The following is a 23,689-nucleotide window of genomic DNA, read 5'->3' as shown; positions in this document are numbered from 1 at the left end:
CATGGCCATCCGCACCGCGGATCCGGCGGACGTCGACGAGGCGCTCGCGGAGTTCCAGGGTCAGCTGAACCTGATGTTCGCGAAGGCCCGCACGCTGTGGAAGGAGTCTGCGGCTCGGGTGCATCCCGAGCTGCAGCCCTCCGGCTACAAGCTGCTGACGTTCGTCGCCCGCTCCGGCGGCACCAACGCGCACCAGCTCGCGGAGTGCTTCGAGATGGACAAGTCCGTCGTCAGCCGTCAGGTGCGGATGCTGGAGGACCTGGGCCTCCTGGAGTCCCGCGCCGACGAGCACGACGGCCGGCTGCGGGTGCTGACGGCGACGCCGGAGGCGACCGCCGCGCTCGCTCAGGTGCGGGCCGACCATGCGCAGCGGATGCGTGCGGCGATGATCGAGCTGGACCCCGGCGAGATCGAGGTCGCCTCGAAGGTGTTCCGCATCCTCGCGGAGGCCTGAACCGCACAGGACCCCGTCATCCCCTCGGGTGGCGGGGTCCTGGCGTACCCGGCGAAATAGACTGGCGGCATGAGCGCCCCGTCCGATCTCGACCTCGCCGTCTCCCGCGTGGAGCAGGAGCTGGGGCGACTCTTCGCCCGCATCCGGGTGAGCTGGCGCGAGGCCGCGGCGACGGTGCATCCCGACCTGCAGCCCGTCGGCTACCAGGTGCTCGCCGCGATCGAGAGCGGCAAGGCGACATCGGCGGGCGCGATCATCGAACGGCTGCAGACCGACAAGTCCGTCGTGAGCAGGCAGGTGCGGCAGCTCGAGGAGCTCGGCCTCGTCGAGAGCGTGCGCGACCCGGAGGACGGACGGGCGCGGCTGCTCGTGGCGACCGACCTCGCCCGTGAGCGGGTCGCCGCGGCCCGTGCGGCGTACGAGGCGCGAATCGGCGAGCGCCTGCGCGACTGGTCGGCCGAAGACCTCGACCTCTTCGCGGACCTGCTCGACGCGCTGGCCAGCTGAGGTCTCAGGAGGAAGCCGGCACGTACAGGATCAGCTCCAGATCGGGGAACTCGCTGGGCACGACCCCGTGCTGCTCGTAGACGGTCGTCCCGAGCAGCGGATGCCGGAACGTGCGCTCGCGCGACACGAACCCGGCCACGTCGCGCTCCTGCCAGATGCGGGCGAAGTCGGTGGACGCCGCGCTGACCCGCGTCACGATGCCGTCCTCGCGGGAGGCGGCCAGCCATCGGCGCGCCTCCGCGCGGAACTCGCCGACGAACCGGCGGCTCTGCTCTGCCCAGTCCGGCAGCATCCGTCGCAGCGACTCGTCTGTGAAGAGCAGCCAGAGCAGGTTGCGATCATCGGCATCCAGCGTCTCGATGCGCGGGTACAGCTGCGCGTACGCCGGGTTCCAGCCGATGATCGACCAGTCCTCCGCCAGCAGGAACGCGGGGAACGGGAACGACTCCAGCAGCCGGCGCAGTCGCTCCGGGGCGCGCTCCGTCGACTCCGCCGCCGGGGTGAGCTCGCCGTGCCCGCCCAGCGTGCGCAGGTAGGTCAGCTCCACCGGGCGCAGCCCGAAGAGACGGCCGAGCGAGTCCAGCACCTGCCGTGACGGGTTGATGTCGCGAGCCTGCTCCAGCCAGGTGTACCAGGTGACGCTCACACCGGCGAGAGTCGCCACCTCCTCACGGCGCAGGCCGGAGACGCGGGATCGTGCGGCGACCGGCAGTCCCAGGGCCGCGCGGTCCACCCGGGCACGCCGGTCGCGCAGGAAGGCCGCGAGCTCCTCGCGGCGCCGCTGGTCGGCATCCATCGTGGTCCTCCTGACTGGTGGTACCACTACTAGTATCACCGCCGTCTGGCACCGCCGGGCGCCCTGTGGCGGAATGGGAGGATGCCCGCTCTTCGCTCCCGCACTGTCACCCACGGCCGCAACATGGCCGGCGCCCGCGCTCTGCTGCGCGCCGCCGGCGTGAACGGCTCGGACTTCGGCAAGCCGATCATCGCCGTCGCCAACAGCTTCACCGAGTTCGTCCCCGGTCACACCCACCTGCAGCCGGTCGGCCGCATCGTGTCCGAGGCCATCTCCGCGGCCGGCGGCATCCCGCGCGAGTTCAACACGATCGCCGTCGACGACGGCATCGCGATGGGCCACGGCGGGATGCTGTACTCGCTGCCGTCGCGGGATCTCATCGCCGACTCGGTGGAGTACATGGTGCAGGCGCACTGCGCCGACGCCCTGGTGTGCATCTCGAACTGCGACAAGATCACTCCCGGCATGCTGATGGCCGCGCTGCGGCTGAACATCCCCACGGTGTTCGTCTCGGGCGGGCCGATGGAGTCCGGGCGCGCCACGCTCGTCGACGGCACGATCCGCACGCTCGACCTGGTCGACGCGATCTCCGAGGCCGTCAACGAGAACATCTCGGATGCCGACATCCAGCGCATCGAAGAGGCGGCCTGCCCGACGTGCGGCTCATGCTCGGGCATGTTCACGGCCAACTCGATGAACTGCCTCACCGAGGCGATCGGCCTCTCGCTGCCCGGCAACGGCTCGGTGCTGGCCACCCACACCGCCCGCAAGGCGCTGTACGAGGACGCCGGCCGCCTGGTCGTCGACATCGCGCACCGCTACTACGACCAGGACGACGAGTCGGTGCTGCCGCGCTCGATCGCCACGCCCGCGGCCTTCGGCAACGCGATGGCGCTGGACATCGCGATGGGCGGGTCGACCAACACGATCCTGCACCTGCTCGCCGCCGCGCACGAGGCGGGCGTGGAGTTCGGGCTGGACGAGATCGATGCCGTCTCGCGCCGAGTGCCCTGCCTGGCCAAGGTGGCGCCGAACGCCGCGGGCGCCGGGAAGATCTACTACATGGAGGACGTGCACCGCGCCGGCGGCATCCCCGCCATCCTCGGCGAGCTCCGCCGCGGCGGTCTGCTGGACGAGCAGGTGCACACCGTGCATGCCGCGACCATGGGCGAGTGGCTGGACGAGTGGGACATCCGCAGCGGCTCCGCTTCGGAGCAGTCTCGCGACCTGTGGCACGCCGCCCCGGCCGGCGTGCGGTCGTCGAAGGCGTTCTCGCAGTCCGCACGCTGGGAGACCCTCGATGAGGACGCTTCGGAGGGCTGCATCCGCGACGTCGCGCACGCCTACTCGGCCGACGGCGGCCTGGCGGTGCTGCGGGGCAACATCGCGCTGGACGGCGCGGTGGTGAAGACCGCGGGCGTCGACCCGTCGATCTGGTCGTTCTCCGGCCCCGCCGTGGTGTGCGAGTCGCAGGACGAGGCGGTGGCGAAGATCCTGAACAAGGAGGTCGGCGCCGGCGACGTGGTGGTGATCCGGTACGAGGGTCCCAAGGGCGGGCCGGGGATGCAGGAGATGCTGTACCCGACCTCGTTCCTGAAGGGGCGCGGACTGGGCAAGAGCTGCGCGCTGATCACCGACGGCCGGTTCTCGGGCGGCACCTCGGGCCTGTCGATCGGTCATGTCTCGCCGGAGGCGGCGTCCGGCGGCACGATCGCCCTGGTCGAGGACGGAGACATCATCACGATCGACATCCCGACCCGCGGCATCACGCTGGAGGTCTCGGAGGACGAGCTCGCGCGGCGCCGCGACCGGCTGGTCGCGGCGGGTGGCTACCGCCCGCGCGACCGCGAGCGCGTGGTGTCGCCGGCGCTGCGCGCGTACGCCGCGATGGCGCTCTCGGCCGACAAGGGTGCTGTGCGCGACGTCGACCGCGTCGAGCGCGCGGTGGCGGAGTACGACGCCCGGCAGCAGGACAGCCTGCTCGGCGTCTGACGCCTCGCGTCGGAGGCCCTGTACGCGTGACGCGCGCCCCGTGTACGGCCTGCGACATCACTGCTCTGGTCGCACGGTTTGCGGGTGCCGGGACCGGTCGTCCTTGCAGATGGCGGACGGACCTGCGGATGGCGGACCCGCACGCGGCGTGTCGTCCGCCGGATGCGAATCGGTCCGCCGCGTGAAAGGGCACCCGCAACGAGTGGGACCGGAGCAGCGGGAAGTCCGCCCGCACAGGTCAGGTCGACTCGCGGACGTTGATCGTCGGCGTGAGCTGGATGCGCTGCGCCGGGGCCTCGTCGCGCTGCTCCAGGCGCAGCCGGCAGGCCTCGAGCGCGCGTCGTCCGACCTCGCGCTTCGGCGGCGCGATCGCCGTCAGCGGGACCCCGGCGAACGAGGCGATCTCGTCGTCGTAGGCCACGATCGCGAAGTCGTCCGGCACGCGCAGGCCGCGATCCTCGACGACTCCGAGCAGCGCGACGGCGAGATCGTCCGGCAGCACGATCGCCGAGCGGATGCCGTGCGACAGGCAGTCCTCCAGAAAGGTGCGCAGCACCTCGGACGTCGATCCGTCGCCCCACCGCGGAGACGGCGCAGTGGCGACGGGCGCCGTCCGCATACCGTGCCGGCGGGTGGCGCGGGCGTGCCCGAGGGCGACCCACGGTGCGGTCGCCGTCTCGCGCAGGAGGAGCCCGACGCCGTCGTGGCCGCGCTCGGCGAGGTGATCCACGGCCAGTTCCGCGCCGAAGCTGTGGTCTGAGCGGACCGAGTCGATCCGCAGCGCCGTCGGCGCGCCCTCGGTTGAACGCTCGACGAGGACGACGGGAGTGCTGATGCCGGAGATCGCGTCCCAGGTCGTGCTGTCGTCCACGCCAGGCCGGGCGGTGATGAGCATGATCGCGTCGACATCTCCGGCCGCCAGCCGGGTGAGTTGATGCACCTCCTCGCGAGGGTCGTAGTTGGTGGTGCCCAGCACTATGCGGATGCCGGCGGCGTGCGCGGCCTCGCCGGCGCCGCGGATCATCGGCGGGAAGTAGTAACCGGCATCCGGCACGATCAGCCCGACGGTCGCGACGGGCCGCGAGGAGCTGCCGATCCCTCGAGACCCCACGACCGGTGCCTCGGCCGTCTCCGGTAGCACCGCGCCGCCGTGCACGCGGCGGATCAGACCGCGCTCGGCGAGTACGGCGAGGTCGCGACGGATCGTCATGCCGCTCAGTCCGGTGCGACGCGCGAAATCCGCGACCTCGAAGCGGCCGCGGAGCACGATCTCCCGCAGGATCCGCTCTCTGCGTTCCTCGGCGATCATCGGCTCACCCTAGCGTCTTTCCTCCCCGCATACGGGTGGGGGCGGCCCCGGCAGGAGCCGCCCCCACCAGTGCATATCAGCGGCAGTCGATCCCGGAATAGGGGACCGCCGTCGTCGTGCGCGCCCCCGAGCCGGTCGACGCGACCACCGACGCCTCGCCGTCTGCGAGGGCGCCGTGCACCTTGAACGATGCACGCGTGTCCTTGCCCGGGTTCAGCTTGACCTTCACGTCATCACCGAGCACGGTGTCCACCGCGACGGCGATCGGTCCCTCGGCACCGTTCGCGACGGTGACGTGCACCCACGCGTTGGGCCCGCGGCACTCGGTGAGCACCCCTGCCGTGGTCGGTACCGCGCTCCCGGCGAGCTGCACCGAGAACAGGCTCAGGCCCTCGCCGGTGACCGGGCTGCCCTCGGGCAGGGTCACGCTCGCCACCGGCTTGCCCGACAGTGGGATCCGCTGCGCGAAGACCGAGGCCGCGCCCGGCACGGTGGAGAGCGTGCCGCCGATGTAGGGCTTCGAGCGCTGCAGGTACGACGTGCCGCTCGCGAGCAGCACCGTGTCCGCGGCATCCGTGGCCTGCGCGTTCCACGACGGCAGCGCGACGGCGACCTGCTCGCTGGTGCCGTCCTGGTAATGCACGGTCGCGGTGCCCTCGGCGGCAGTGCCGGCCGAGAAGCCGGTGATGACGAGCGAGTCGCCCTCGCCGTTCAGCGCGACCTGCTGTCCTGCGGACTTCACCGCGTCGGGCGTGCCGACGGCGGTGGGATGCCAGTCGATCTCCGTGCCGAACGCCGTGGCCTTCTCGCCCACGACGAGTCCGGCGTCGGCGAGAGCCTCGGCGGAGAACGCCTTCAGGTCGGCGGTCACGGCACCGTTGCGCGGGTTCGCCTTCGCCGCCACCGCGGTCTGGTTGACCAGCTCGCCGAACGGCAGCGGCGCCACCTCGACGCCCTCGCCCTGGTACGCGCCGATGTTCGGCGTCGCAGGGATCGGGTTGCCGAAGAAGTCGCGCTCGCCGGCATCCGCTATCGGCGTGCCGGCGCCCAGCAGAGGCGAGCCGACGGCCAGGCGATAGCCGGGCAGCGCGCGCGTCTGCTGGCCGCTGCCTGCGGCGATCAGCTGCGGGTCGCCCACGATCGGGTTCGCCTCGGTGCTCGCCGGCTGGATGCCGCCGAAGTAGGCGTTGCTCTCGTACACGGCGTTCGTCGTCTTCAGCGTGCCGCCCTGGGCGATGATGATGTTGTTCCTCACCTCGCGCGGCGCGTTCATGTCGTCCTCGAACGGCCTGTTCAGGCAGGAGAACGTGTTGTTGTAGATCAGGTGCAGACCGGGGCCGCCGCTGGAGCCGGCGAGACGGCAGTCGTCCTGCGAGACGTTGTAGCGCAGGATGGTGTTCGTGGTGGTCGAGGCCGTGCCGCAGCCCGAGATGCAGTCCAGGTAGAACCCGCCGGCGTTGCCGTAGGAATAGTTGTACTGGAACGTGCAGCTGCCCTTGATCTTCATGTCGCAGTCCCACGCGGTGGAGTCGTAGGTCGAGCCGACGCTGTTGCCCACCACGTTGTACTGGAACAGCGGGTCCACCGAGTTGTACGGCCACATGCCGGCGAAGTTGCCCTTCAGGAACGGATACTCGCCGTGGCCAAGGTCGATCGCGGAGTTGTACTCGATGACCGGCTTGTCCGAGTTGTGGATCACGATGCCGTCGCCGCCGACAGCACGGATGTCGTTGCGTGCGACGTAGACGTCCTCGTTGTAGTGCCGGGTGGTGTCGGGCGCGGAGAGCTTGATGCCGCCCGCGGCGGTGTCGTTGACGACGTTGTCCGTGACGGTGATGCCGTCGAACCAGCCGATGCCGTCGCCGAGCACCGAGATGCCTGCCGACCGCGAGAACGCGTTGCCGAGCGTGGTCTTGTCCGACCATCCCGCGACCTTCTCGACGTGGTTTCGCGTCAGGACCGCCCCGCTGCGCTTGGTGCCGTCGTTGATCTCGTACAGGATGCCGACGCGGCGCTGATCCGGCGTGCCCGGGTTGATCACGTGCATGCCGTCGACCGTCCAGTTGCTGACGTTCAGCAGGTGGATGCCGGCGAGCGCGCCGTCTCCGTTGATCGTCGCCTCGGCGTCACCGTCGCCGTACGGCGAGACGGTGATCGGTGCGGTGGCGAGACCGGATCCGGTCGGGGCGAACGTGCCGACGCACTCCGCGCCGCGCTTGAAGCGCACCGACTGCCCCGGCTGGAACGGCTGTACTTCGGCGAGCTGTGCGAGCGAGGTGAAGGGCGACTCCGCGGTGCCCGTTCCGGTGCCCTCGGCGGTGCAGTCCACGTAGTAGACCGTGTCCGAGACCTCGACGACGTGCGCGGCGATGCTGCCCTCGGCGATCGCGCCGAACAGGGATTCCGCCCGTGCGGTGATCGCGTACTCCCCGGCCGCGGTCCCTGCCGGCACCACGAAGGATGCCGTGGCGCGGCCCGTGTCGTCCGCGTTGACGACGACCTCGGAGCCGGCGAAGCCGACCGTGACGGGCACCTGCGGGTTCGCGCCTTCGACGGTCACCTCGACCGGCGCCCCGGGGGCCAGCAGCGACAGATCGACGTCGCCTGGCGTGATGGTGAGCGGCTGTGCGAGGTAGGCGTCGGTGCAGTTGATGCGCAGGTCGGCCCAGTCAGCGTGGTCGTTGCCGTTGCCCTCGGGGCCGGGCTCGACGATGAGCTCGACGGTGCTCGCGCCCTTCAGGTCGAGGTTCAGTCGTGCGGCGGGATCGGTGCCCTTGCGCTCCATGCGGTACTTCTCGGCGCCGTCCACCTTCACGATGAAGTCCACGCGGCCCTTGCCGGACTGGCTGTCGTCGATGCCGAGGTATCCCAGCAGCTGCGTGCACTGCTGGTCGACGTCGTACACGATGCGGGCCGGGGCGTGCGTGCCCAGGCCCTTCGGGTACTGCACGCCGCGGATCGACTGGACGGCCCGCGCTGTGTCGGGCTCGGCCTTGGCGCCGTTGTTGTAGTCGCGCTCGACGGGGCCCCAGCCGTTGGTGGCGGAGACCCAGTCGAGATCACTGGCGTAGTGCACGTCGCCGGCGAGTCCGTCGGCGCCGGTCTCGCCGGCGGCGAGAGCGGCGGTGGCGGGGGCGGCGGTCAGACAGAGCGCGCCGACCGCTGCGGCGGCGAGCAGCCGCATCCGTTTCCTGGGCACGGGATTCCTCCTCGAATCACGATCCGCGGTCCGGATGACAGCGGATGCCGCCATCGTGACAGCGGCTGTGTGTATTCGGGGGAGAGGTGAACACAAGTGAACACGTCTGCGCGGCGTGCCCTGGTGCTGCTCAGCGCAGCAGCGTGTGGATGCCCGTCAGATAGCGCTCCTCGTCGAAGTCGTCGAACATCGTGCGCTGCAGCGCGAACCCGGGGATCAGCGCGATCACCACGGGCGTCACCTCGCGGGCCCAGTGCGCGGGATCGACGCCGTCGGGCAGCCGCTCCGGGTGTGCACGGGCCCAGGGCTCGAGCGTCGCGGTGATCGTCGCGCGCATGCCTCCGATGGTCTCCTGGATGAGCGCGCGCAGCTCGGCGTCGACTGTCGCCTCAGACCAGACCTGCACGAGCGCCTGCACAGGGGCGTGCTTGCGCACGCCGTCGATGAGCAGAGTCGCGATCTCGGCCGGGCTGATCGGATGCTCGGATGCTGCGGCCGTGAGCTCGGTCTGGCGGTCGCCGATCACGAGTGCGGCCACACCCCGGATCAGCTCGCGCTTGCTGGGGAAGTAGCTGTAGATCGCGCCCGTCGACAGGCCTGACTCGGCGATGATGTCGGCCATCGAGGTCTGCTGGTATCCGGTGCGGATGAAGCAGCGCAGGGCGGCCTCGAGGATCGATCGACGTCGCTCTTCGCGCCTGCTGTCGCTGATCTTCGGCATCCCGACCTCCGTTGACAAGCCTAGGGCAGGGGGCGCATCATAAAAAGAACGAACATTCGTTTTAGGAGGAATCATGTCCACGGCATCCGCTTCGTCCCGCACCCCGTGGGTGCGTGCGATCGCCCTCGGGATCGGGCTCTCGCTGATCGTCGGTGGCATCCTGCTCGCCTTCGCGTGGCCGTCTCTCACGGCGTCGGCGAAGGACCTCCCGGTCGGGATCGTCGGGCCGGAGGCCTCGGTCACGCAGGTCGAGAAGGCCATCGACGAAAAGGCCGATGGAGCCGTCGAGCTGATCCGCTACGACGACCGCGAGGCTGCCGTCGCCGCGATCGGGCAGCGCGAGGCCTACGGTGCGATCGTGCTCGGCGACGCCCCGACCGACACCCCCGAGGTGCTCAAGGCCACGGCGGCGAGCACGCAGGTCGCAGGAGTGCTCGACGGCCTGGCCGCCCAGCTCCAGAAGCAGATCGACACGCAGATCCGCGCGCAGGTCGAGCAGGGGGTTCAGCAGCTGCAGACCACGATGGGGGAGGCGCTGAAGGCCGCGATGGCCGGCCAGGCGCCGCAGCTGCCGCCGTCGCAGGGTGCGTTCGAGATCCCGACCGTCACCGTGGTCGTCACCGATCTCGCGCCCTACGCCGACGCGGACCCGCAGGGCATCGGCCTGACCGTCTCGGTGTTCCCGCTGGTCATCGGCGGCGTCCTCGGCGGGGTGCTGCTGTCGCTCACCGTCACCGGCGCCTGGCGCCGGATCGTCGGCCTGCTCGTGTACTCGGCCTCGGCCGGGCTCGTGCTCACCGGCATCCTGCAGAGCTGGATCGGGGCGCTGCAGGCGGACTTCTGGACGGACGCCGCGGCCATCGCCCTCACGATCGGGGCGATCGCCTCGACGGTCGTGGGTCTGTCGTCGCTGCTCGGAAAGGCGGGCATCGCCGTCGGGGCGGTCACCATGATCCTGTTCGCGAACCCGCTGTCCGCGGCGAACGTGCCGGTCGAGTTCCTGCTCGCGCCCTGGGGCACGATCGGCCAGTGGATGCCGCCGGGCGCCGGTGCGACGCTGCTGCGCGACCTGTCGTACTTCCCCGACGCGGACGTCTCGTTCCCGTGGCTGCTGCTCGGATGCTGGATGCTGGCGGGCCTGCTGCTCGCCGCACTCGATCCTGCCGGACGCCGTGTCGCACAGGGCGGCGCGGTTCCGGCATCCGTCGCCGCCTGATCACGGGTCGTCTGGGTGGTCAGCGAGGCGACTGACTGAACTGCTGAACCCCTTCCCCCCAATCGGGATGAGGGGTGTCCGGACCGTTGTACGGAAGGTCCCCGTAGTGCGCCTGGAGCTGCCCGAGTCGCTCGCGCAGCTCCAGGACGATGCCGGAACGGTTCGGATCGTCGATCACGTTGTGGACCTCCTGCGGGTCCTCGGCCAGGTCGTACAGCTCCCATTCGACGGGGAACCTGCGGTCGGAGGCGCCGGGGACGCCGAGCGGGTCGTTGTAGTAGCAGATCAGCTTGTGGGTCCGGGTGCGGATCCCGTAATGCGCCGGCACATGGTGATTCGGGTCGTCGTGCTCCCAGTACCGGTAGTACATGGCATCGGGCCGATCGGATACCGCCTCGCCGCGCAACTGAGCGGCGAAGCTGTGTCCCTGTGAAGCAGGCAGGGCGGACGCCGCGTCGATGCCGCACAGATCGAGCAGCGTCGCGGCGATGTCGACGTTGGTGAGGATGTCCGGCACGGTCGTCCGCGGGGCGATGCCGGCGGGCCAGCGGATCAGCGCCGGCATCTGGAGCGACTGCTCGAACATCAGCCGCTTGTCGTACCAGCCGTGGTCTCCGAGGAAGAACCCCTGATCCGACATGTACACGACGATCGTGTTCTGCTCCTCCTCGGTGGCGGCGAGCCTGTCCAGCACGCGACCGACGTTGTCATCGACCGCCTGGATCACCTGCAGGTAGTCGCGCATGTAGCGCTGGTACTTCCAGCTGGCGCGCTGCTCGCGCTGCTCGGGGCCCATCAGCTCGGGCGGCAGCGGCTCCTTGATGTGACGCTCCTGCAGATCGTCGGCGACGCTCATCGTGGTGCGCTCGGACCACGCTCCGAGCGTGCGGTGGTCATCGTGCAAGGTCGCGGGTTCAGGGATGCTTCCCGCGGGATACATGTCGAGATGCTTGTCATCGGGGATCCACGGAGCGTGCGGCGCCTTGTGGTGGATGAACAGCGCGAAGGGTCGTTCCGCGTCGCGTCGCGACATCCAGTCCAGCGCGAGATCCGTGACGATGTCGGTGGCGTAGCCGCGCATGGTCCGCTCGCCGTCCGGCCCGATCATCGGGGGATCGATGTACGCGCCCTGACCGGGGAAGACCAGCCAGTCGTCGAAATCCCGCGGCCGAGCTGACGCCGACTCGCCGAGGTGCCATTTGCCGTACAGCGCAGTGGCGTATCCGTGTTCCCGGAGACCGGCGACGAAGGTCGGCACGCGATAGTCGAACTCCGCGAAGATCCCCGGCGTCCCGTTGACGTGGGAGTACGTACCGGTGAGGATCGACGCGCGCGACGGGGTGCAGATCGAGTTCGTGCAGAACATCGATTCGAGGAGCGCGCCCTGGTGCGCGATGCGATCGATGTGCGGAGTCGTGTTGACGCGGCTTCCGTACGCGGAGATCGCGTGCGGGGCATGATCGTCCACGAGGATGAAGATGATGTTCGGCTTCGTCATCGGTGTGTCCCTGCGTGGTTCCGGTCAGGATCCGGCGCCTGCGTCCACCCAGGTCGGCGAGCTCCAGGCGTACTGGTCGTTCGCCTGACGGACGCGGGTGTAGTACCAGTCCGTGCCCTCGTCGCCGCCGACATCCTCGAAGTCCATCCGGACGGTGCGAGCCGACTCGTCCACCGCGCGGTGCAGCAGGATCGCGGGGCTGACGAAGCCGCCGGTGTAGGCGGTCTTCGAGCCTTCGCGCAGTTCTGCGACGGTCGCCTGGACGGTGCGACCGTTGGCGATGACCTCGAGCACGGTGTTCCCGTCGCCGACCACCTGCAGGCCGAGCTGCTGAGTGGCGTCGGTGAGCACCGTCGGATTGCCGCGCGTCCTGGTGGCCATCGTGATCGTGTGGTCGTCCGCCTGCACCCACCGCGTCGTCGGGCCTTCAGCGTCGGAGCCCTTGCGCAGCGGGTCGACGATGTCCTCGCCGTGCAGCCTCGGATCGACGGAGAGGATGCGGCCCCCGCGGACCCGGATCGACACGTCCCAGTCCACTTCCACGCCGTACTCGCCCCACCCGAAGCTGACTGCCAGAACGCCGTCGAAGTCCGACTCCTCCGAGGATGCCGTGGGCCGTCCGACCGCGATGACCTCGTTGTTCCGAAGCACCTCGACGAAGTCGATCCGGTCGCCGCCCAGGACGTCGACCTCGATCCGTCGCGTGCCGGATGCTCTGACCTCGGAGCCCATCGGCATCCCGTCCACCGCCGTTGCGAGCATGATCCTGTCGCCGGTGACGGCGTAGGTGCGGCGCGCCTGGATCGCGTCCCAGATGCCGGTGCGCGTCAGCGAGTCCGCCCAGACCATCGCCTTGCCGTAGCCGTAGCTGCCGGGGTGGGCGCTGTGGTGATCCGTGGACCCGATGAAGCCGAAGCGGTGCCCCTGTGTCAGTCCGTGCTGTGCGGTGCTCGCGCCGTCGCGCGGCCCCATCGTGTGCAGATACTGTCGCAGACCGGGCTCGGCCTCGCCTGAGCCGTGCATCGACACCAGCTCGACCACGGGGGACAGCTCCTCCGTGTACGTCGACCAGTTGATGCCGCGGTGTCCGGTGCCGTAGCCGATGTGATGCGGGAGGACCATGGAAGGCAGGCCGGCCGCGTCGAGGTCTCGGAGACGTACTCTCAGTTCTTCGAGGGACTGGGACCGCGCCACCTCCAGCGGGCCGTGGTCGGACTGGTAGTAGACGCAGTGATCGCCGTAGGTGAGGCTGTGCCACTCCAGGGACAGGAGGCTGACGAACTCGCCGTCCTCATGGGCGGCGGCAGTCACGTCCTGCACGTGGCCCCACTGGGATTCCAGCCGTGCGAAGCCTTCGATGTGGTAGTCGTGCACGTCGCGGGGCTCCGCCGGGATGTCGTGCCAGGCCGCATGCCCGGTGACGCTCGCGAAGTCCAGCTGCTGCTTCGCGTTGGCGAAGGCGGTTTCGATCGAGCCGTGGCCGTAGCTGATCCCGCAGTGGTTGTGCAGATCTCCGGCGTAGGCGGTGAGTCCGGCGTAGCTGTCGAGATCGGTGGCGGGGCGGAACAAGGTCATGTCAAGGGTCTCCTTCGACTGAGAGGACCGTGAGGCCTCGTCGGACCACTATACGCTAGATCGATCTACCAGATGAAGAATCTTCACGGGATCTGCTTCTGTCGCACTATGGCCGACTTCGTCCGACCGCATCCGGTCGGGGACTTTCGCCCGGATATACTCGGCCCATGCGCCGCGTGACTCTGCAGGATGTCGCTGCCGACGCCGGTGTCTCACGGGCTGCAGCCTCCATGGTGGTGCGCGGAACGGGCCGGCTCAGCGACCAGACCCGCGAGCGGGTTCGGCAGTCGATGGAGAAGCTGGGCTACATCTACAACCGCAACGCGGCCTCGTTGCGCAGCAACCGGAGCTGGACGCTCGGCTTCATCGTCACGGACTTCTCCAACCCGTACTTCTCCGCGATCGCGCTCGCTTTCGAGAAGGCCGCGTCGGCTGCCGGTTACATGACGCTCATCTCGAACACCTTCGATGATCCAGGGCAACAGGATCGCCTGGTCACGACGATGCTGGAATCACCGGTCGCGGGTCTCGCCTACGTGCCCGCGCTGGGCGCGGCCGCTGTGGATCTTCCGATTCCGACGCTCGCGCTGACGCGGCCCGCGGCGGACGAGGGGCCGGCCCTCAGCAGCGACGCGTACGCCGCCGGCGAGATGGCGGCAGAGCATCTGGTGGGAGTGCACGGCTTCCGCCGGATCGCATACCTCGGCGGCGCGGCGGCCGCGGTGCCGACCCGAGAGCGCATCGCCGGTGTGCGCGCGGTGATGTCGCGACACGCGGATGCGACGCTGGCCGCAGTCGTGCACGGGCAGACCAGCATCGACGGCGGTGCCAGGCTGGCCGAAGAACTGCTGCAGTCCGGTGCCGAGTTCGATGCGGTGATCTGTCACAGCGATGTGATCGCCTACGGTGTGCTTCGTGCTCTGCATGATGCAGGGCTCGGGCTCGGCCGAATCGGAGTGACCGGGTTCGACAGCCTCGCGGCATCGGAGGTGTTCATTCCCAGCATCACCTCGGTCTCTGTCGGAACGGCGGACCTGGGCCGGCTGGCCGCCGAATGGCTGATCCGCGCGGTTGACGACGACACGATTCAGGCGCCGCTGCCGCTCGCCCCGTACCTGGATGTCCGCGAGTCGTGCGGATGCACGGTGTCGCGGGAGCATCCGGCGCTGATCACGGCGTAGGGCTCGTCTCGACGGCGCCCTCTCGGCATCCGCCCGGTCGGCGCGCCTCGGTACGGGACGGTCGTCAGATCCGCCGCGATGAAGGCGGGTGCCGTCCGCTGCTTGCATTCGGGATGCCCATGACTGATACTGATCTCCGATGCTGTATCGATCTACCACGATGCGGCCGCACCCGAACTCGTAGTCGACGAAGCAGTGACTTGCGGAGGAACAATGACGTCCAGTGCACCCCCGATGCCCAGAATCGCGGCCCGTCCGCGCCGTCGTCACCGGCGAATGCTGCTTCCGACGGTCGCCCTGGCGCCCTTTGTGCTGTTCTGCCTCGCGATGGCGGCCTTTCCCTTCGCGCATGTGGTGCAGATGGCGTTCTCCGAGGTCACGCTGACCGCAGCAGGCTTCGAGTTCCGGTGGACGGGGTTCGAGAACCTCGTGGCGGTGTTCGCCGATCCGCTCGCCGCGCAAGCGGTGATCAACACCGTGGTGTTCACGATCCTCAGCGTCGTGGGGAGCCTGATCTGCGGGATCATCGTCGCGATCCTCGTGGACCGGGCCATCGCACTGCTCCCGCTGGCGCGGAACGTCATCATCTGGCCCGCGATCATCACGCCCGTGGTCGTCAGCGTGATCTGGCTGCTCATCCTCAGCCCGACCGCCGGTGGTCTGAACAAGGTGCTCGAGACGATCGGTCTGCCCGCTCAGAACTGGCTGAACTCCGGCGCCGGAGCCATGGCCAGCCTGGTCGTGGTCGATGTGTGGCACTGGTCGCCCATCGTGTTCCTGTTCGTCTACGCAGCGCTGAAGGCGCTCGACACCGAAGTCCTCGAGGCCGCCAGGGTGGACGGGGCCTCCGAGGGCGCGATCGTCTTCCGGATCGTGCTGCCGCTGGTGATGCCCGCGATCGCGGCCGTATCGCTGATCCGGATGGTGATGGGGATCAAGGTCTTCGACGAGATGTACGTGCTGACCGCCGGCGGTCCGCTGGGAGCCACCACACTCGTCTCGCAGCGCATCCAACTGTGGTTCTTCAAGGATCTGAACTTCGGGGAGGCGGCTGCCTTCGGACTGCTCATCATCGTGGCGGTGGTGCTCGTGCTCACGGTTGCCCTCGTTCTTCGAGGAGCACGGCGATGAGCGCGCGGAGTGGCCGGATCCGGACGAGCGCCAGGCCGAAGGTGGCCGTCGAGATCGCACTGCTGATCGTGGTGGTCATCGTGGTCCTTCCGATCGCCTGGCTGGTGCTGCTGTCGTTCCTCCCCAACAGGGCGATCACCAGTCACGACTGGATCTTCCCGTTCTGGCTGGGGAACTTCGCCTCGATATTCGAGGATGGGACGTTCGCGATCCAGCTGCTCAACAGCGTCGGGATCGTGGTGGGCACCGTCGCCGTGTGCATCCTCATCGGCAGCATCAGCGGGTACGCGCTGGCGCGGCTTTCGCCCCCGAGGTGGATCAGCGTCCCGACTCTCGCCCTCGCCGCCATCATCCCGCTGATCCCGCCGGCGACCCTTGTGCCCGGCCTCTACGAGCTGCTGAACGATGTCGGCCTCCTCGGGTCGGTGGCGGGACTGGTTCTGGTGAACAGCCTGTTCAACCTGCCGTTCGCGACACTGCTGATGGCGTCCTATTTCTCTGGCATCCCCGTGCAGCTGCGAGAGGCGGCTCTCGTCGACGGCGCGAACGAGGCGAGCGTCTTCACCCGGATCATGCTGCCGCTGGTCCGGCCCGGCCTCGCGGCGACGAGCATCTTCGTCGGGATCATGGCGTGGAACGAGTTCCTGATGGGTCTCACTCTCACCTCGGGAGGACCGACCGCGCCGATAACCGTGGGTATCGCCGGGTTCGTGCAGGAGTTCGCCGTGACCTGGGGGCAGCTCGCAGCGGCCGGAACCGTGGCGGCCGTGCCGCTGATCATCCTCGCGGTCTTCGCGAACAAACAGATCATCGCCGGCCTCACAGCCGGTGCCGTCAAAGGGTGAGCTGCGGCCCACCCCTGAGTATGAGGAGGACATCATGACTGGTTCACATCTTTTCCGGGTCCGGCGCGGGATCCGCCCCCTGGCTGCCGCGGTGGCGGTCAGTGCCGCACTTCTCGGCGTGACCGCGTGCAGCAGCAGCAACAAGGGGTCGTTGGGCGGGGGAGGCGGGACCGACGAGTCCGGGTCCGTGACGCTCGTCGTCCCCACCAGCCAGGCGCCGTGGAACCCGGCCTACGCGAAGCTGGTGAAGGCGTACGAGGAGGAGACCGGCAACAAGGTCGAGCTGCGGCCGTTCCCGAACCCGGACGTGAAGACGCAGGAGATCAATGACATCCAGAGCCAGAAGCACACGTTCGACGTGTTCCAGGTGAACGGCGCGGATCTCGGGCAGTTCAACGAGAGCGGTCTGCTGCAGCCGCTCACGGACATCGATCCGTCGTACGAGATGGACTCGCACATCTACAGCTTCGGCAACCTGGCGCGGTGGGATGCCGATAAGAAGAGCTTCGCCGAGTCCGGCGAGGTTGTCGACCTCCCGTTCTCCGGCAACCTCGACATCTTCGTGTATCGCAAGGACATCTACGACAAACTCGGGCTGGAGGTTCCCACGACCTGGCCCGAGGTCATCGCGAACAGTGAGAAGATCGCGAACGCGAAGGCAGCGAAGTACCCGATGGTGTTCCGCACGCAGGGCATTCCCGGTTCTTCGGCGAACACGTTCGACTTCCAGGCTCTTCTCGGGGCGGCCGGCGGCTCCTGGTATGCCGATCCCGGTACCGACTGGAAGCCGACTGCCGACACCGAGGCGGGGGTCCAGGCAGCGACGTGGATGAGGAAGTTGGCGGAGTACGGGCCGGAAGCGGTGTCGACGATGGGACAGGCGCAGGTGATCGCCGAACTGCAGAACGGCGACGGCGCACAGAGCTTCCTCGTCGCCGCGGCTGCGTCTCAGCTGGAGGACCCGGCGAACTCGGGTCAGGCCGGCAAGTTCGGGTACGCCCCGCTTCCGCTGGCGCCCGACGGCAGTGCCGCGCCCGGTACCGGGATCTGGTTCCTCGGTGTTCCGGCGGGTCTTCCCAAGGAGCGCGCCAAGGCGGCACTCGAGTACATCACGTGGATGACCTCTGAGAAGGCCCAGTCGATGTTCGCGCAGAACGGCGGCATCCCGATCCGCGACGACTTCTCCACCGACGGAGTGGACCCGGCGCAGAAGGAGGCGCTGGCCGCGTACGACGAGACCGCGAAGAAGCTCCCGGGGGCTTCCACGTCGATCTGGTATCCGTTCGCGTCGGAGATGCTGAACATCACCGAGCCGGGGCTGGAGAGCATCGCAGCCGGAAAGGTGACGCCCGAGGCAGGCATGAAGCAGATGCAGGCCGCGCTGGAGGAGATGGTCACGAAGCTGGATCTCCCGCAGAAATAGCCGGAGCGTGCGGATCCTGCGACGATTCACGCCGCAGGATCCGCACCCTTTCGCCGGGCTGGCCTGGCGATGATCTTGACGTCGATCGAAGGACCTGTGAGATGCAACCGGACATTATTCTCTTCCACTGCCACGACCTCGGAAGATGGCTGCCGACGTACGGGATGCCCGCTGTGCCGGCGCCGCAGATCTCAGCGTTCGCCGATCAGTCCATCGTCTTCGATGACGCGCATGCCGCGGCGCCGCTGTGCTCGCCGTCACGGGGTGCGCTGTTCACCGGCATGCAGCCGTACCGCAACGGCATTCAGGGCCTCGCCCATGACGGATGGCGCTACCGTGCCGGCGTTTCCACGCTCCCCGAACGTCTTGAGCCCCTCGGCTATCACACCGCGCTCATCGGGCTTCAGCACGAGAACGTCGACCCCACTGTTCTGGGTTTCGCAGAATACCCGGGGCAGGGATTCCTCCCGCGAACCGCTCAGGTCGTGGAGGCCGCGTCCTCATGGCTCGGGGGGCTGCCTCCTCGATCGGAGCGGAAGCCGATATTCCTCACCGTCGGCGTGTGGGAGGTGCATCGGCCCTGGCCGGCCAGCGACTACGCAGCGGCGGACCCTGCGAGCGTGGACGTCCCGGGCTATCTCCCGGACAACGCCGACACCCGTGCCGACATCGCCGACTTCTACGGATCGATCGCGCAGCTGGATGCGGGGTTCTCGGTGCTCCTCGATGCGATTTCGTCGACCATCGGCGATGAGAACACGATGATCGTGTTCACGACAGATCATGGCGCGGCCTTCCCCCGCGCGAAGAGCACGCTTTACGACGCCGGGACCGGCGTGGCATTGATCGTGCGACCACCCACCGCGTGGCAGGTCAGCCCCCGCAGGGTACCGGACCTCGTCATCCATCAGGACCTTCTGCCCACATTCCTCGAGATCGCCGGAGACGCGGGGCCTCACGATGCCGAGCTCGAGGGGCGGAGCCTTCTGTCCCTGATCACGACCGGACACGTCGATGCGTCGCAATCGGAGCGCATGGTCTTCACCAGCAAGACGTACCACGACTCGTATGATCCCAAGCGCGCCGTGCGTACCTCCGACTACGTCTACATCCGCAACTACAGGGAGGGGCCCAAGCTCGAGCTTCCGGCCGACCTCGAGGCGAGCCGCACGCGACAGGGGTTCGGCGACGGGCATCTCGCTCCTCGGCCGCAGCAGGAGCTCTACGACCGCAGGGTCGACCCGCTCGAGCTCGTCGACGTCGCGGGACAGGATGCCTATGCCGACGTACAGGCAAGACTGTCCGCAGCGTTGCACGAACGCCTGGTCGCCATCGCAGATCCCGTCGAATCTGAACCCATTCCCCGCGCACCGTGGCGTTCGCGCCATGTGGACGATCTGCCGAGCCTGCCGAGCCTGCCCGGATCCGTCGCCTGAACAGAGGCAGGCGCTGAGAAGACCCCAGCGTGACGCCGTCGGGCGAGCGTCATGGCCTTGCTTCTTGCACTCAGCGGAGAAACCTGCTTTCATATCGGAAAGCGCTTACCCAGTCATTCCGACGCAGCGCACGACTTCCACTGAAGACAGGACAGACACATGGCGACTCGCGAGATCGGCATCATCATGAACGGCGTCTCCGGACGCATGGGCTACCGGCAGCACCTGGTGCGCTCGATCCTCGCGATCCGCGACCAGGGCGGCATCGAGCTCTCGGACGGCACGCGCGTCACCGTCAAGCCGATCCTCGTCGGCCGCAGCGAGGCCAAGCTCGCCGAACTCGCCGCGAAGCACGGCATCGAGGACTACACCACCGACCTCGACGCGGCCCTCGCCGATCCGAAGTGGGAGATCTACGCCGACTTCCTCGTCACCAAGGCCCGCGCCACCGCCATCCGCAAGGCGATCGCCGCAGGCAAGGCGATCTACACCGAGAAGCCCACCGCCGAGTCGCTGGAGGAGGCCGTCGAGCTGGCCCGCCTCGCGGACGAGGCCGGCGTGAAGACCGGTGTCGTGCACGACAAGCTCTACCTCCCCGGCCTGCAGAAGCTGAAGCGCCTTATCGACTCCGGCTTCTTCGGTCGTATCCTCTCCGTCCGCGGTGAGTTCGGCTACTGGGTGTTCGAGGGCGACTGGCAGCCCGCGCAGCGCCCCAGCTGGAACTACCGCACCGAGGACGGCGGCGGCATCATCACCGACATGTTCCCGCACTGGAACTACGTGCTGGAGAACCTGTTCGGCGAGGTCAAGAGCGTCTACGCCCAGGCTGCCGTGCACATCGCCGATCGCTGGGACGAGAAGGGCGAGCACTACACCGCCACCGCCGAGGACGCCGCATACGGCATCTTCGAGCTCGAGGGCGGCGTCATCGCCGAGATCAACTCCTCGTGGACCGTGCGCGTGAACCGCGACGAGCTGGTCGAGTTCCAGGTCGACGGCACGCACGGCTCGGCAGTGGTCGGCCTGTTCGGTGCGAAGATCCAGCCGCGCAACGCCACCCCGAAGCCGGTCTGGAACCCCGACCTCGAGGACACCCACGACTACGACGCCGACTGGCAGAACGTGCCCACCAACGACGTGTTCCTGAACGGCTTCCGCCAGCAGTGGGAGGAGTACCTGGAGTCGTACGTGCTGGGCACCGATTACCCGTTCGACCTGATGGCCGGCGCCCGTGGCGTGCAGTTCGCCGAGGCCGGCCTGGCGTCCAGCGCCGAGGGCCGCAAGGTCGCGATCGAGAAGCTGTCGCTCTGATGACGACGCTTCGCCTGCTCGCCGCCGACGGCGCGACGTCGGATGCCGCGCTGAACGACTCCGGCGGCTACCAGCGCCCGACCGCGCCGCTGCGCAGCCGCGTCGCGTACGCCGCCGCGCACGTCGTGCCGAAGGTGCACGCCGACAACACTCCTGGTCAGCCGGCGGACATCGACTGGGACTCCACGCTGGCGTTCCGCCGCAACGTGTACTCCTGGGGTCTCGGCGTCGCCGACGCCATGGACACCGCGCAGCGGAACATGGGGCTGGACGCCGCGGCCACCCGCGAGCTCATCGCGCGCAGCGCCGAGGTGGCCCGCGAGGAGGGCGGCTCGGTCGTGGTCGGCGTCAACACCGACCACGTCGACGAGACGAACATCTCGCTCGACCAGGTGATCGACGCCTACGTCTCGCAGCTCGAGTACACCGAGGAGCAGGGCGCGGGCCCGGTGCTGATGGCGTCCCGTCATCTGGCACGGGTCGCGGCATCCGCCGACGACTACCGCCGGGTGTACCGGGCGGTGCTGTCGCGCGCCACGTCCCCGGTCGTGCTGCATTGGCTCGGAACGGCGTTCGATCCGGAGCTGGCCGGCTACTTCGGAGCCGACGACTGGCAGACCGCATCGGCCGTGCTGCTCGACATCATCGCGGAGAACCCTGACAAGGTCGCGGGTGTGAAGATGAGCCTGCTGAACGCCGAGAGCGAGATCTCGGTGCGTGAGCGGCTCCCCGAGGGCGTGCGCATGTTCACCGGCGACGACTTCAACTACGTCGGGCTGATCGGTGGCCTTGAGGATCCGGTTGCTGAGCGAGGCGGCGGAGCCGCGGAGCCGAAGCACTCCGATGCGCTGCTCGGTGCGTTCGCGGCGATCACGCCCGTCGCCTCCGCCGCCATCCAGGCGCTGGATGCCGGGGATCACGCCGCCTACCAGCGCATCCTCGGCCCCACCGAGGAGCTGAGCCGGCAGGTGTTCGCCGCACCGACCTTCTACTACAAGACCGGTGTCGCGTTCCTGGCCTGGCTGAACGGCCACCAGCCTGCGTTCCAGATGGTCGGCGGCCTGCACTCCGCGCGCAGCCTGCCGCACCTGTCCCGCATCGTCGAGCTGGCCAACGCCTCGCTCGCGCTGGAGAACCCCGAGCTGGCGCGCGAGCGCTGGCACGGCATGCTGCGACTGAACGGAGTGTACGCATGACCGTCGACCCCCGCCTGTCGATCAACCAGGCCACGATCAAGTACGCCGACCTCGCGACCGCGCTGAAGGTCACCGCGGATGCCGGGGTGCAGTCCATCGGCCTCTGGCGCGAGCCGGTGAACGAGGTCGGCCTCGACACCGCCGCGAAGATGCTCGCCGACTCGGGGCTGCGGTTCTCGACGCACTGCCGTGGCGGGTTCTTCACGTTGCCCGAGGGGTCCGAGCGCCGGGCATCCATCGACGACAACCGGCGGGCGATCGACGAGACCGCCGCGCTCGCCGCGGCGGGTGCCGAGGGTTCGACCGCGGTGCTCGTGCTCGTCGCGGGCGGGCTGCCGGAGGGCTCGCGCGACCTCGTCGGCGCGCGCTCCCGGGTGCACGACGCGCTCACCGAGCTCGCGCCGTACGCCCAGGAGGCCGGCGTGACGCTGGCGATCGAGCCGCTGCATCCCATGTTCGGGTCGGACCGCTGCGTCGTCTCGACGCTCGGTCAGGCGCTGGATCTGGCGGCCGACTTCGACCCGTCCGTCGTGGGCGCGGCCGTGGACACCTTCCACATCTGGTGGGACCCGCAGGTGTACGAGCAGATCGCCCGCGCCGGCCGCGAGGGCCGGATCTCGACCTACCAGGTGTGCGATTGGAAGACCCCGCTGCCCGCCGATGTGCTGCTCTCGCGGCACTACATGGGCGACGGCGTGATCGACTTCGCCTCGCTCACCCGCGCCGTGGTCGAGACCGGCTACGACCGCGACATCGAGGTGGAGATCTTCAACCAGGAGGTCTGGGACACGGATCCGGCGACGGTCGTCGCCCGCACCGCGGAGTCCTTCGCCGAGACGGTCTCGCCGTACCTCTGAACCACCTTCGAATCGCGCAACTTGCTGCATCTCAAGCCAGAATGCAGCAAGTTGCGCGATTCGAAACAGGATAGGAACATGACCATGCGACCAGGACTCTGCTCCGTGACTTTCCGGCAGTTGACCGCCGAGCAGGTCGTCGAGGCGACCGCCGCCGCCGGCCTCGAGGTGATCGAGTGGGGCGGCGACGTGCACGTGCCGCCCGGCGACACAGCGCGCGCCGCCGAGGTGGTGCGCGCGACGACGGATGCCGGGCTCGCGGTCTGCTCGTACGGCTCGTACTTCCGCCCCGGCGTGCAGGACGACCTCGAGCCCGTGCTCGACAGCGCCCAGGCGCTCGGCGCGGACCGCGTGCGCATCTGGGCCGGAGGCACCGGTTCGGCGGAGGCGACGACCGAGCACTGGGCGTTCGTGATCGGTCGGCTGCAGGACGCCGCGGAGCTGGCCGCCGCCCGCGGGATCACCCTCGCTCTGGAGTACCACTCCCGCACCCTCACCGACACCGCAGCGACCACGCGTCGCCTGCTCACCGAGGTTCCCGGCCTGTCCACCTATTGGCAGCCGAACGTCGCGGCATCCGACGAGTCGGCGCTCGCCGACTACGCGGCCCTGGAGGATCGCGTCAGCGCCGCACACGTCTTCTCATGGTGGCCTCAGACCGAACGGCTGCGTCTGCACGAGCGCGACGCGCTCTGGCGTGGCTTCTTCTCGGCGGCATCCCGGGCGGCCGTGCCGCCGCGCGACGCGCTGCTGGAGTTCGTCCTCGACGACGACCCAGGCATCCTCGCCGCCGAGGCGGCGACCCTGCGCGGCTGGATCGCGGACGCGGCGTGAGCGTCGTCCGCATCGGCGACCACTCGGGTCGCAGTTCATCTCGCTTCGCGTCGCCGGCATCCGTTCGGGTCGCAGTTGGTCCCGCTGCGGCGCGATCTTTCCGGGGCGAAGTGCGACCTGAACAGGCCGGTGCGGTTCCGGGGCCCGGCCGCCGCTCGGGTCGCGATTCGTTCCGCTTCGCGCCGCGGGCATCCGTTCGGGTCGCAGT

The 23,689-nt window shown here is 68.9% G+C and carries 19 protein-coding genes; 13 read left to right on the top strand and 6 right to left on the bottom strand.

Translation table 11 applies throughout. The annotated features are described in order from the left end of the window. The first annotated feature begins 1 nt into the window (after position 1). Both GON06_RS14910 and GON06_RS14905 read left to right on the top strand, forming a co-directional pair. Positions 2-454, top strand: coding sequence for a MarR family winged helix-turn-helix transcriptional regulator (locus tag GON06_RS14910; RefSeq protein ID WP_157313114.1), 453 nt, complete (start codon positions 2-4; stop codon positions 452-454). Positions 455-523: 69 nt separating this feature from the next. Beyond that, complete coding sequence (locus GON06_RS14905; RefSeq protein WP_157313113.1) at positions 524-961, top strand: MarR family winged helix-turn-helix transcriptional regulator; 438 nt, start codon at positions 524-526, stop codon at positions 959-961. A 4-nt stretch (positions 962-965) separates the two neighbouring features. Here GON06_RS14905 and GON06_RS14900 read toward each other — a convergent pair whose 3' ends face one another. Next, a complete protein-coding gene (locus tag GON06_RS14900; RefSeq protein ID WP_157313112.1) occupies positions 966-1,757 on the bottom strand; it encodes a helix-turn-helix transcriptional regulator in 792 nt (263 codons plus the stop codon). Between the two features lie 81 nt (positions 1,758-1,838). Here GON06_RS14900 and ilvD point away from each other — a divergent pair, with 81 nt between their 5' ends. Continuing rightward, positions 1,839-3,749, top strand: a complete 1,911-nt coding sequence (gene ilvD / locus GON06_RS14895) for a dihydroxy-acid dehydratase (RefSeq protein ID WP_157313111.1) — start codon at positions 1,839-1,841, stop codon at positions 3,747-3,749. A 238-nt stretch (positions 3,750-3,987) separates the two neighbouring features. Here the strand turns inward: ilvD and GON06_RS14890 are convergent, their stop codons facing one another. The 3 genes from GON06_RS14890 to GON06_RS14880 form a co-directional block, all read right to left on the bottom strand. Next, positions 3,988-5,058 (bottom strand): LacI family DNA-binding transcriptional regulator, encoded by a 1,071-nt coding sequence (locus GON06_RS14890; RefSeq protein WP_157313110.1) that lies wholly within the window; start codon positions 5,056-5,058, stop codon positions 3,988-3,990. Positions 5,059-5,134: 76 nt separating this feature from the next. Then, a complete protein-coding gene (locus tag GON06_RS14885) occupies positions 5,135-8,257 on the bottom strand; it encodes an NPCBM/NEW2 domain-containing protein (protein ID WP_198346718.1) in 3,123 nt (1,040 codons plus the stop codon). Positions 8,258-8,387: 130 nt separating this feature from the next. Then, positions 8,388-8,978, bottom strand: coding sequence for a TetR/AcrR family transcriptional regulator (locus tag GON06_RS14880; protein WP_157313108.1), 591 nt, complete (start codon positions 8,976-8,978; stop codon positions 8,388-8,390). 73 nt (positions 8,979-9,051) lie between these two features. Between GON06_RS14880 and GON06_RS14875 the strand changes: the two genes are divergently transcribed. Beyond that, the gene (locus GON06_RS14875) at positions 9,052-10,194 is read left to right on the top strand and encodes a hypothetical protein (RefSeq protein WP_157313107.1); all 1,143 of its coding nucleotides are present in this window, start codon (positions 9,052-9,054) and stop codon (positions 10,192-10,194) included. A gap of 19 nt (positions 10,195-10,213) precedes the next feature. On the opposite strand, the gene GON06_RS14870 is transcribed toward GON06_RS14875, so the two are convergent. Then, complete coding sequence (locus GON06_RS14870) at positions 10,214-11,692, bottom strand: sulfatase family protein (protein ID WP_157313106.1); 1,479 nt, start codon at positions 11,690-11,692, stop codon at positions 10,214-10,216. Between the two features lie 24 nt (positions 11,693-11,716). After that, positions 11,717-13,267, bottom strand: coding sequence for a DUF3604 domain-containing protein (locus tag GON06_RS14865; protein ID WP_157313105.1), 1,551 nt, complete (start codon positions 13,265-13,267; stop codon positions 11,717-11,719). Between the two features lie 167 nt (positions 13,268-13,434). Between GON06_RS14865 and GON06_RS14860 the strand changes: the two genes are divergently transcribed. The 9 genes from GON06_RS14860 to GON06_RS14820 all read left to right on the top strand — a co-directional run bounded on the left by GON06_RS14860 (position 13,435) and on the right by GON06_RS14820 (position 23,481). Then, positions 13,435-14,448: a LacI family DNA-binding transcriptional regulator gene (locus tag GON06_RS14860; protein ID WP_157313104.1), complete on the top strand. Its 1,014-nt coding sequence runs from the start codon at positions 13,435-13,437 to the stop codon at positions 14,446-14,448. Positions 14,449-14,724: 276 nt separating this feature from the next. Then, positions 14,725-15,579 (top strand): carbohydrate ABC transporter permease, encoded by an 855-nt coding sequence (locus GON06_RS14855; protein ID WP_157313103.1) that lies wholly within the window; start codon positions 14,725-14,727, stop codon positions 15,577-15,579. Next, the gene (locus GON06_RS14850; RefSeq protein ID WP_157313102.1) at positions 15,576-16,424 is read left to right on the top strand and encodes a carbohydrate ABC transporter permease; all 849 of its coding nucleotides are present in this window, start codon (positions 15,576-15,578) and stop codon (positions 16,422-16,424) included. The genes GON06_RS14855 and GON06_RS14850 overlap by 4 nt, the downstream gene beginning before the upstream one ends. Positions 16,425-16,458: 34 nt before the next feature. Next, positions 16,459-17,847, top strand: a complete 1,389-nt coding sequence (locus GON06_RS14845; RefSeq protein WP_157313101.1) for an ABC transporter substrate-binding protein — start codon at positions 16,459-16,461, stop codon at positions 17,845-17,847. A gap of 101 nt (positions 17,848-17,948) precedes the next feature. After that, positions 17,949-19,283, top strand: coding sequence for a sulfatase family protein (locus tag GON06_RS14840; RefSeq protein WP_157313100.1), 1,335 nt, complete (start codon positions 17,949-17,951; stop codon positions 19,281-19,283). A 159-nt stretch (positions 19,284-19,442) separates the two neighbouring features. Next, the gene (locus GON06_RS14835; RefSeq protein WP_157313099.1) at positions 19,443-20,594 is read left to right on the top strand and encodes a Gfo/Idh/MocA family protein; all 1,152 of its coding nucleotides are present in this window, start codon (positions 19,443-19,445) and stop codon (positions 20,592-20,594) included. Then, the gene (locus GON06_RS14830; RefSeq protein ID WP_157313098.1) at positions 20,594-21,790 is read left to right on the top strand and encodes a dihydrodipicolinate synthase family protein; all 1,197 of its coding nucleotides are present in this window, start codon (positions 20,594-20,596) and stop codon (positions 21,788-21,790) included. Before GON06_RS14835 ends, GON06_RS14830 begins: the two co-directional genes overlap by 1 nt. Continuing rightward, positions 21,787-22,647 (top strand): sugar phosphate isomerase/epimerase family protein, encoded by an 861-nt coding sequence (locus tag GON06_RS14825; protein WP_157313097.1) that lies wholly within the window; start codon positions 21,787-21,789, stop codon positions 22,645-22,647. Before GON06_RS14830 ends, GON06_RS14825 begins: the two co-directional genes overlap by 4 nt. 78 nt (positions 22,648-22,725) lie before the next feature. Next, a complete protein-coding gene (locus tag GON06_RS14820; protein WP_157313096.1) occupies positions 22,726-23,481 on the top strand; it encodes a sugar phosphate isomerase/epimerase family protein in 756 nt (251 codons plus the stop codon). Positions 23,482-23,689: the final 208 nt, after the last annotated feature.

It is taken from the genome of Microbacterium sp. MAH-37 (genome assembly GCF_009758255.1).
GTDB lineage: Bacteria > Actinomycetota > Actinomycetes > Actinomycetales > Microbacteriaceae > Microbacterium.
Note: the sequence above shows the minus strand (reverse complement) of the source record. Positions and strands in the feature narration are given on the sequence as shown.

Coding starts and splice junctions, on each gene's coding strand:
- GON06_RS14910 (WP_157313114.1), top strand. CDS start 2: ATGGCCATCCGCACCGCGGATCCGGCGGACGTCGACGAGGCGCTCGCG.
- GON06_RS14905 (WP_157313113.1), top strand. CDS start 524: ATGAGCGCCCCGTCCGATCTCGACCTCGCCGTCTCCCGCGTGGAGCAG.
- GON06_RS14900 (WP_157313112.1), bottom strand. CDS start 1,757: ATGGATGCCGACCAGCGGCGCCGCGAGGAGCTCGCGGCCTTCCTGCGC.
- ilvD (WP_157313111.1), top strand. CDS start 1,839: ATGCCCGCTCTTCGCTCCCGCACTGTCACCCACGGCCGCAACATGGCC.
- GON06_RS14890 (WP_157313110.1), bottom strand. CDS start 5,058: ATGATCGCCGAGGAACGCAGAGAGCGGATCCTGCGGGAGATCGTGCTC.
- GON06_RS14880 (WP_157313108.1), bottom strand. CDS start 8,978: ATGCCGAAGATCAGCGACAGCAGGCGCGAAGAGCGACGTCGATCGATC.
- GON06_RS14875 (WP_157313107.1), top strand. CDS start 9,052: ATGTCCACGGCATCCGCTTCGTCCCGCACCCCGTGGGTGCGTGCGATC.
- GON06_RS14870 (WP_157313106.1), bottom strand. CDS start 11,692: ATGACGAAGCCGAACATCATCTTCATCCTCGTGGACGATCATGCCCCG.
- GON06_RS14865 (WP_157313105.1), bottom strand. CDS start 13,267: ATGACCTTGTTCCGCCCCGCCACCGATCTCGACAGCTACGCCGGACTC.
- GON06_RS14860 (WP_157313104.1), top strand. CDS start 13,435: ATGCGCCGCGTGACTCTGCAGGATGTCGCTGCCGACGCCGGTGTCTCA.
- GON06_RS14855 (WP_157313103.1), top strand. CDS start 14,725: ATGCTGCTTCCGACGGTCGCCCTGGCGCCCTTTGTGCTGTTCTGCCTC.
- GON06_RS14850 (WP_157313102.1), top strand. CDS start 15,576: ATGAGCGCGCGGAGTGGCCGGATCCGGACGAGCGCCAGGCCGAAGGTG.
- GON06_RS14845 (WP_157313101.1), top strand. CDS start 16,459: ATGACTGGTTCACATCTTTTCCGGGTCCGGCGCGGGATCCGCCCCCTG.
- GON06_RS14840 (WP_157313100.1), top strand. CDS start 17,949: ATGCAACCGGACATTATTCTCTTCCACTGCCACGACCTCGGAAGATGG.
- GON06_RS14835 (WP_157313099.1), top strand. CDS start 19,443: ATGGCGACTCGCGAGATCGGCATCATCATGAACGGCGTCTCCGGACGC.
- GON06_RS14830 (WP_157313098.1), top strand. CDS start 20,594: ATGACGACGCTTCGCCTGCTCGCCGCCGACGGCGCGACGTCGGATGCC.
- GON06_RS14825 (WP_157313097.1), top strand. CDS start 21,787: ATGACCGTCGACCCCCGCCTGTCGATCAACCAGGCCACGATCAAGTAC.
- GON06_RS14820 (WP_157313096.1), top strand. CDS start 22,726: ATGACCATGCGACCAGGACTCTGCTCCGTGACTTTCCGGCAGTTGACC.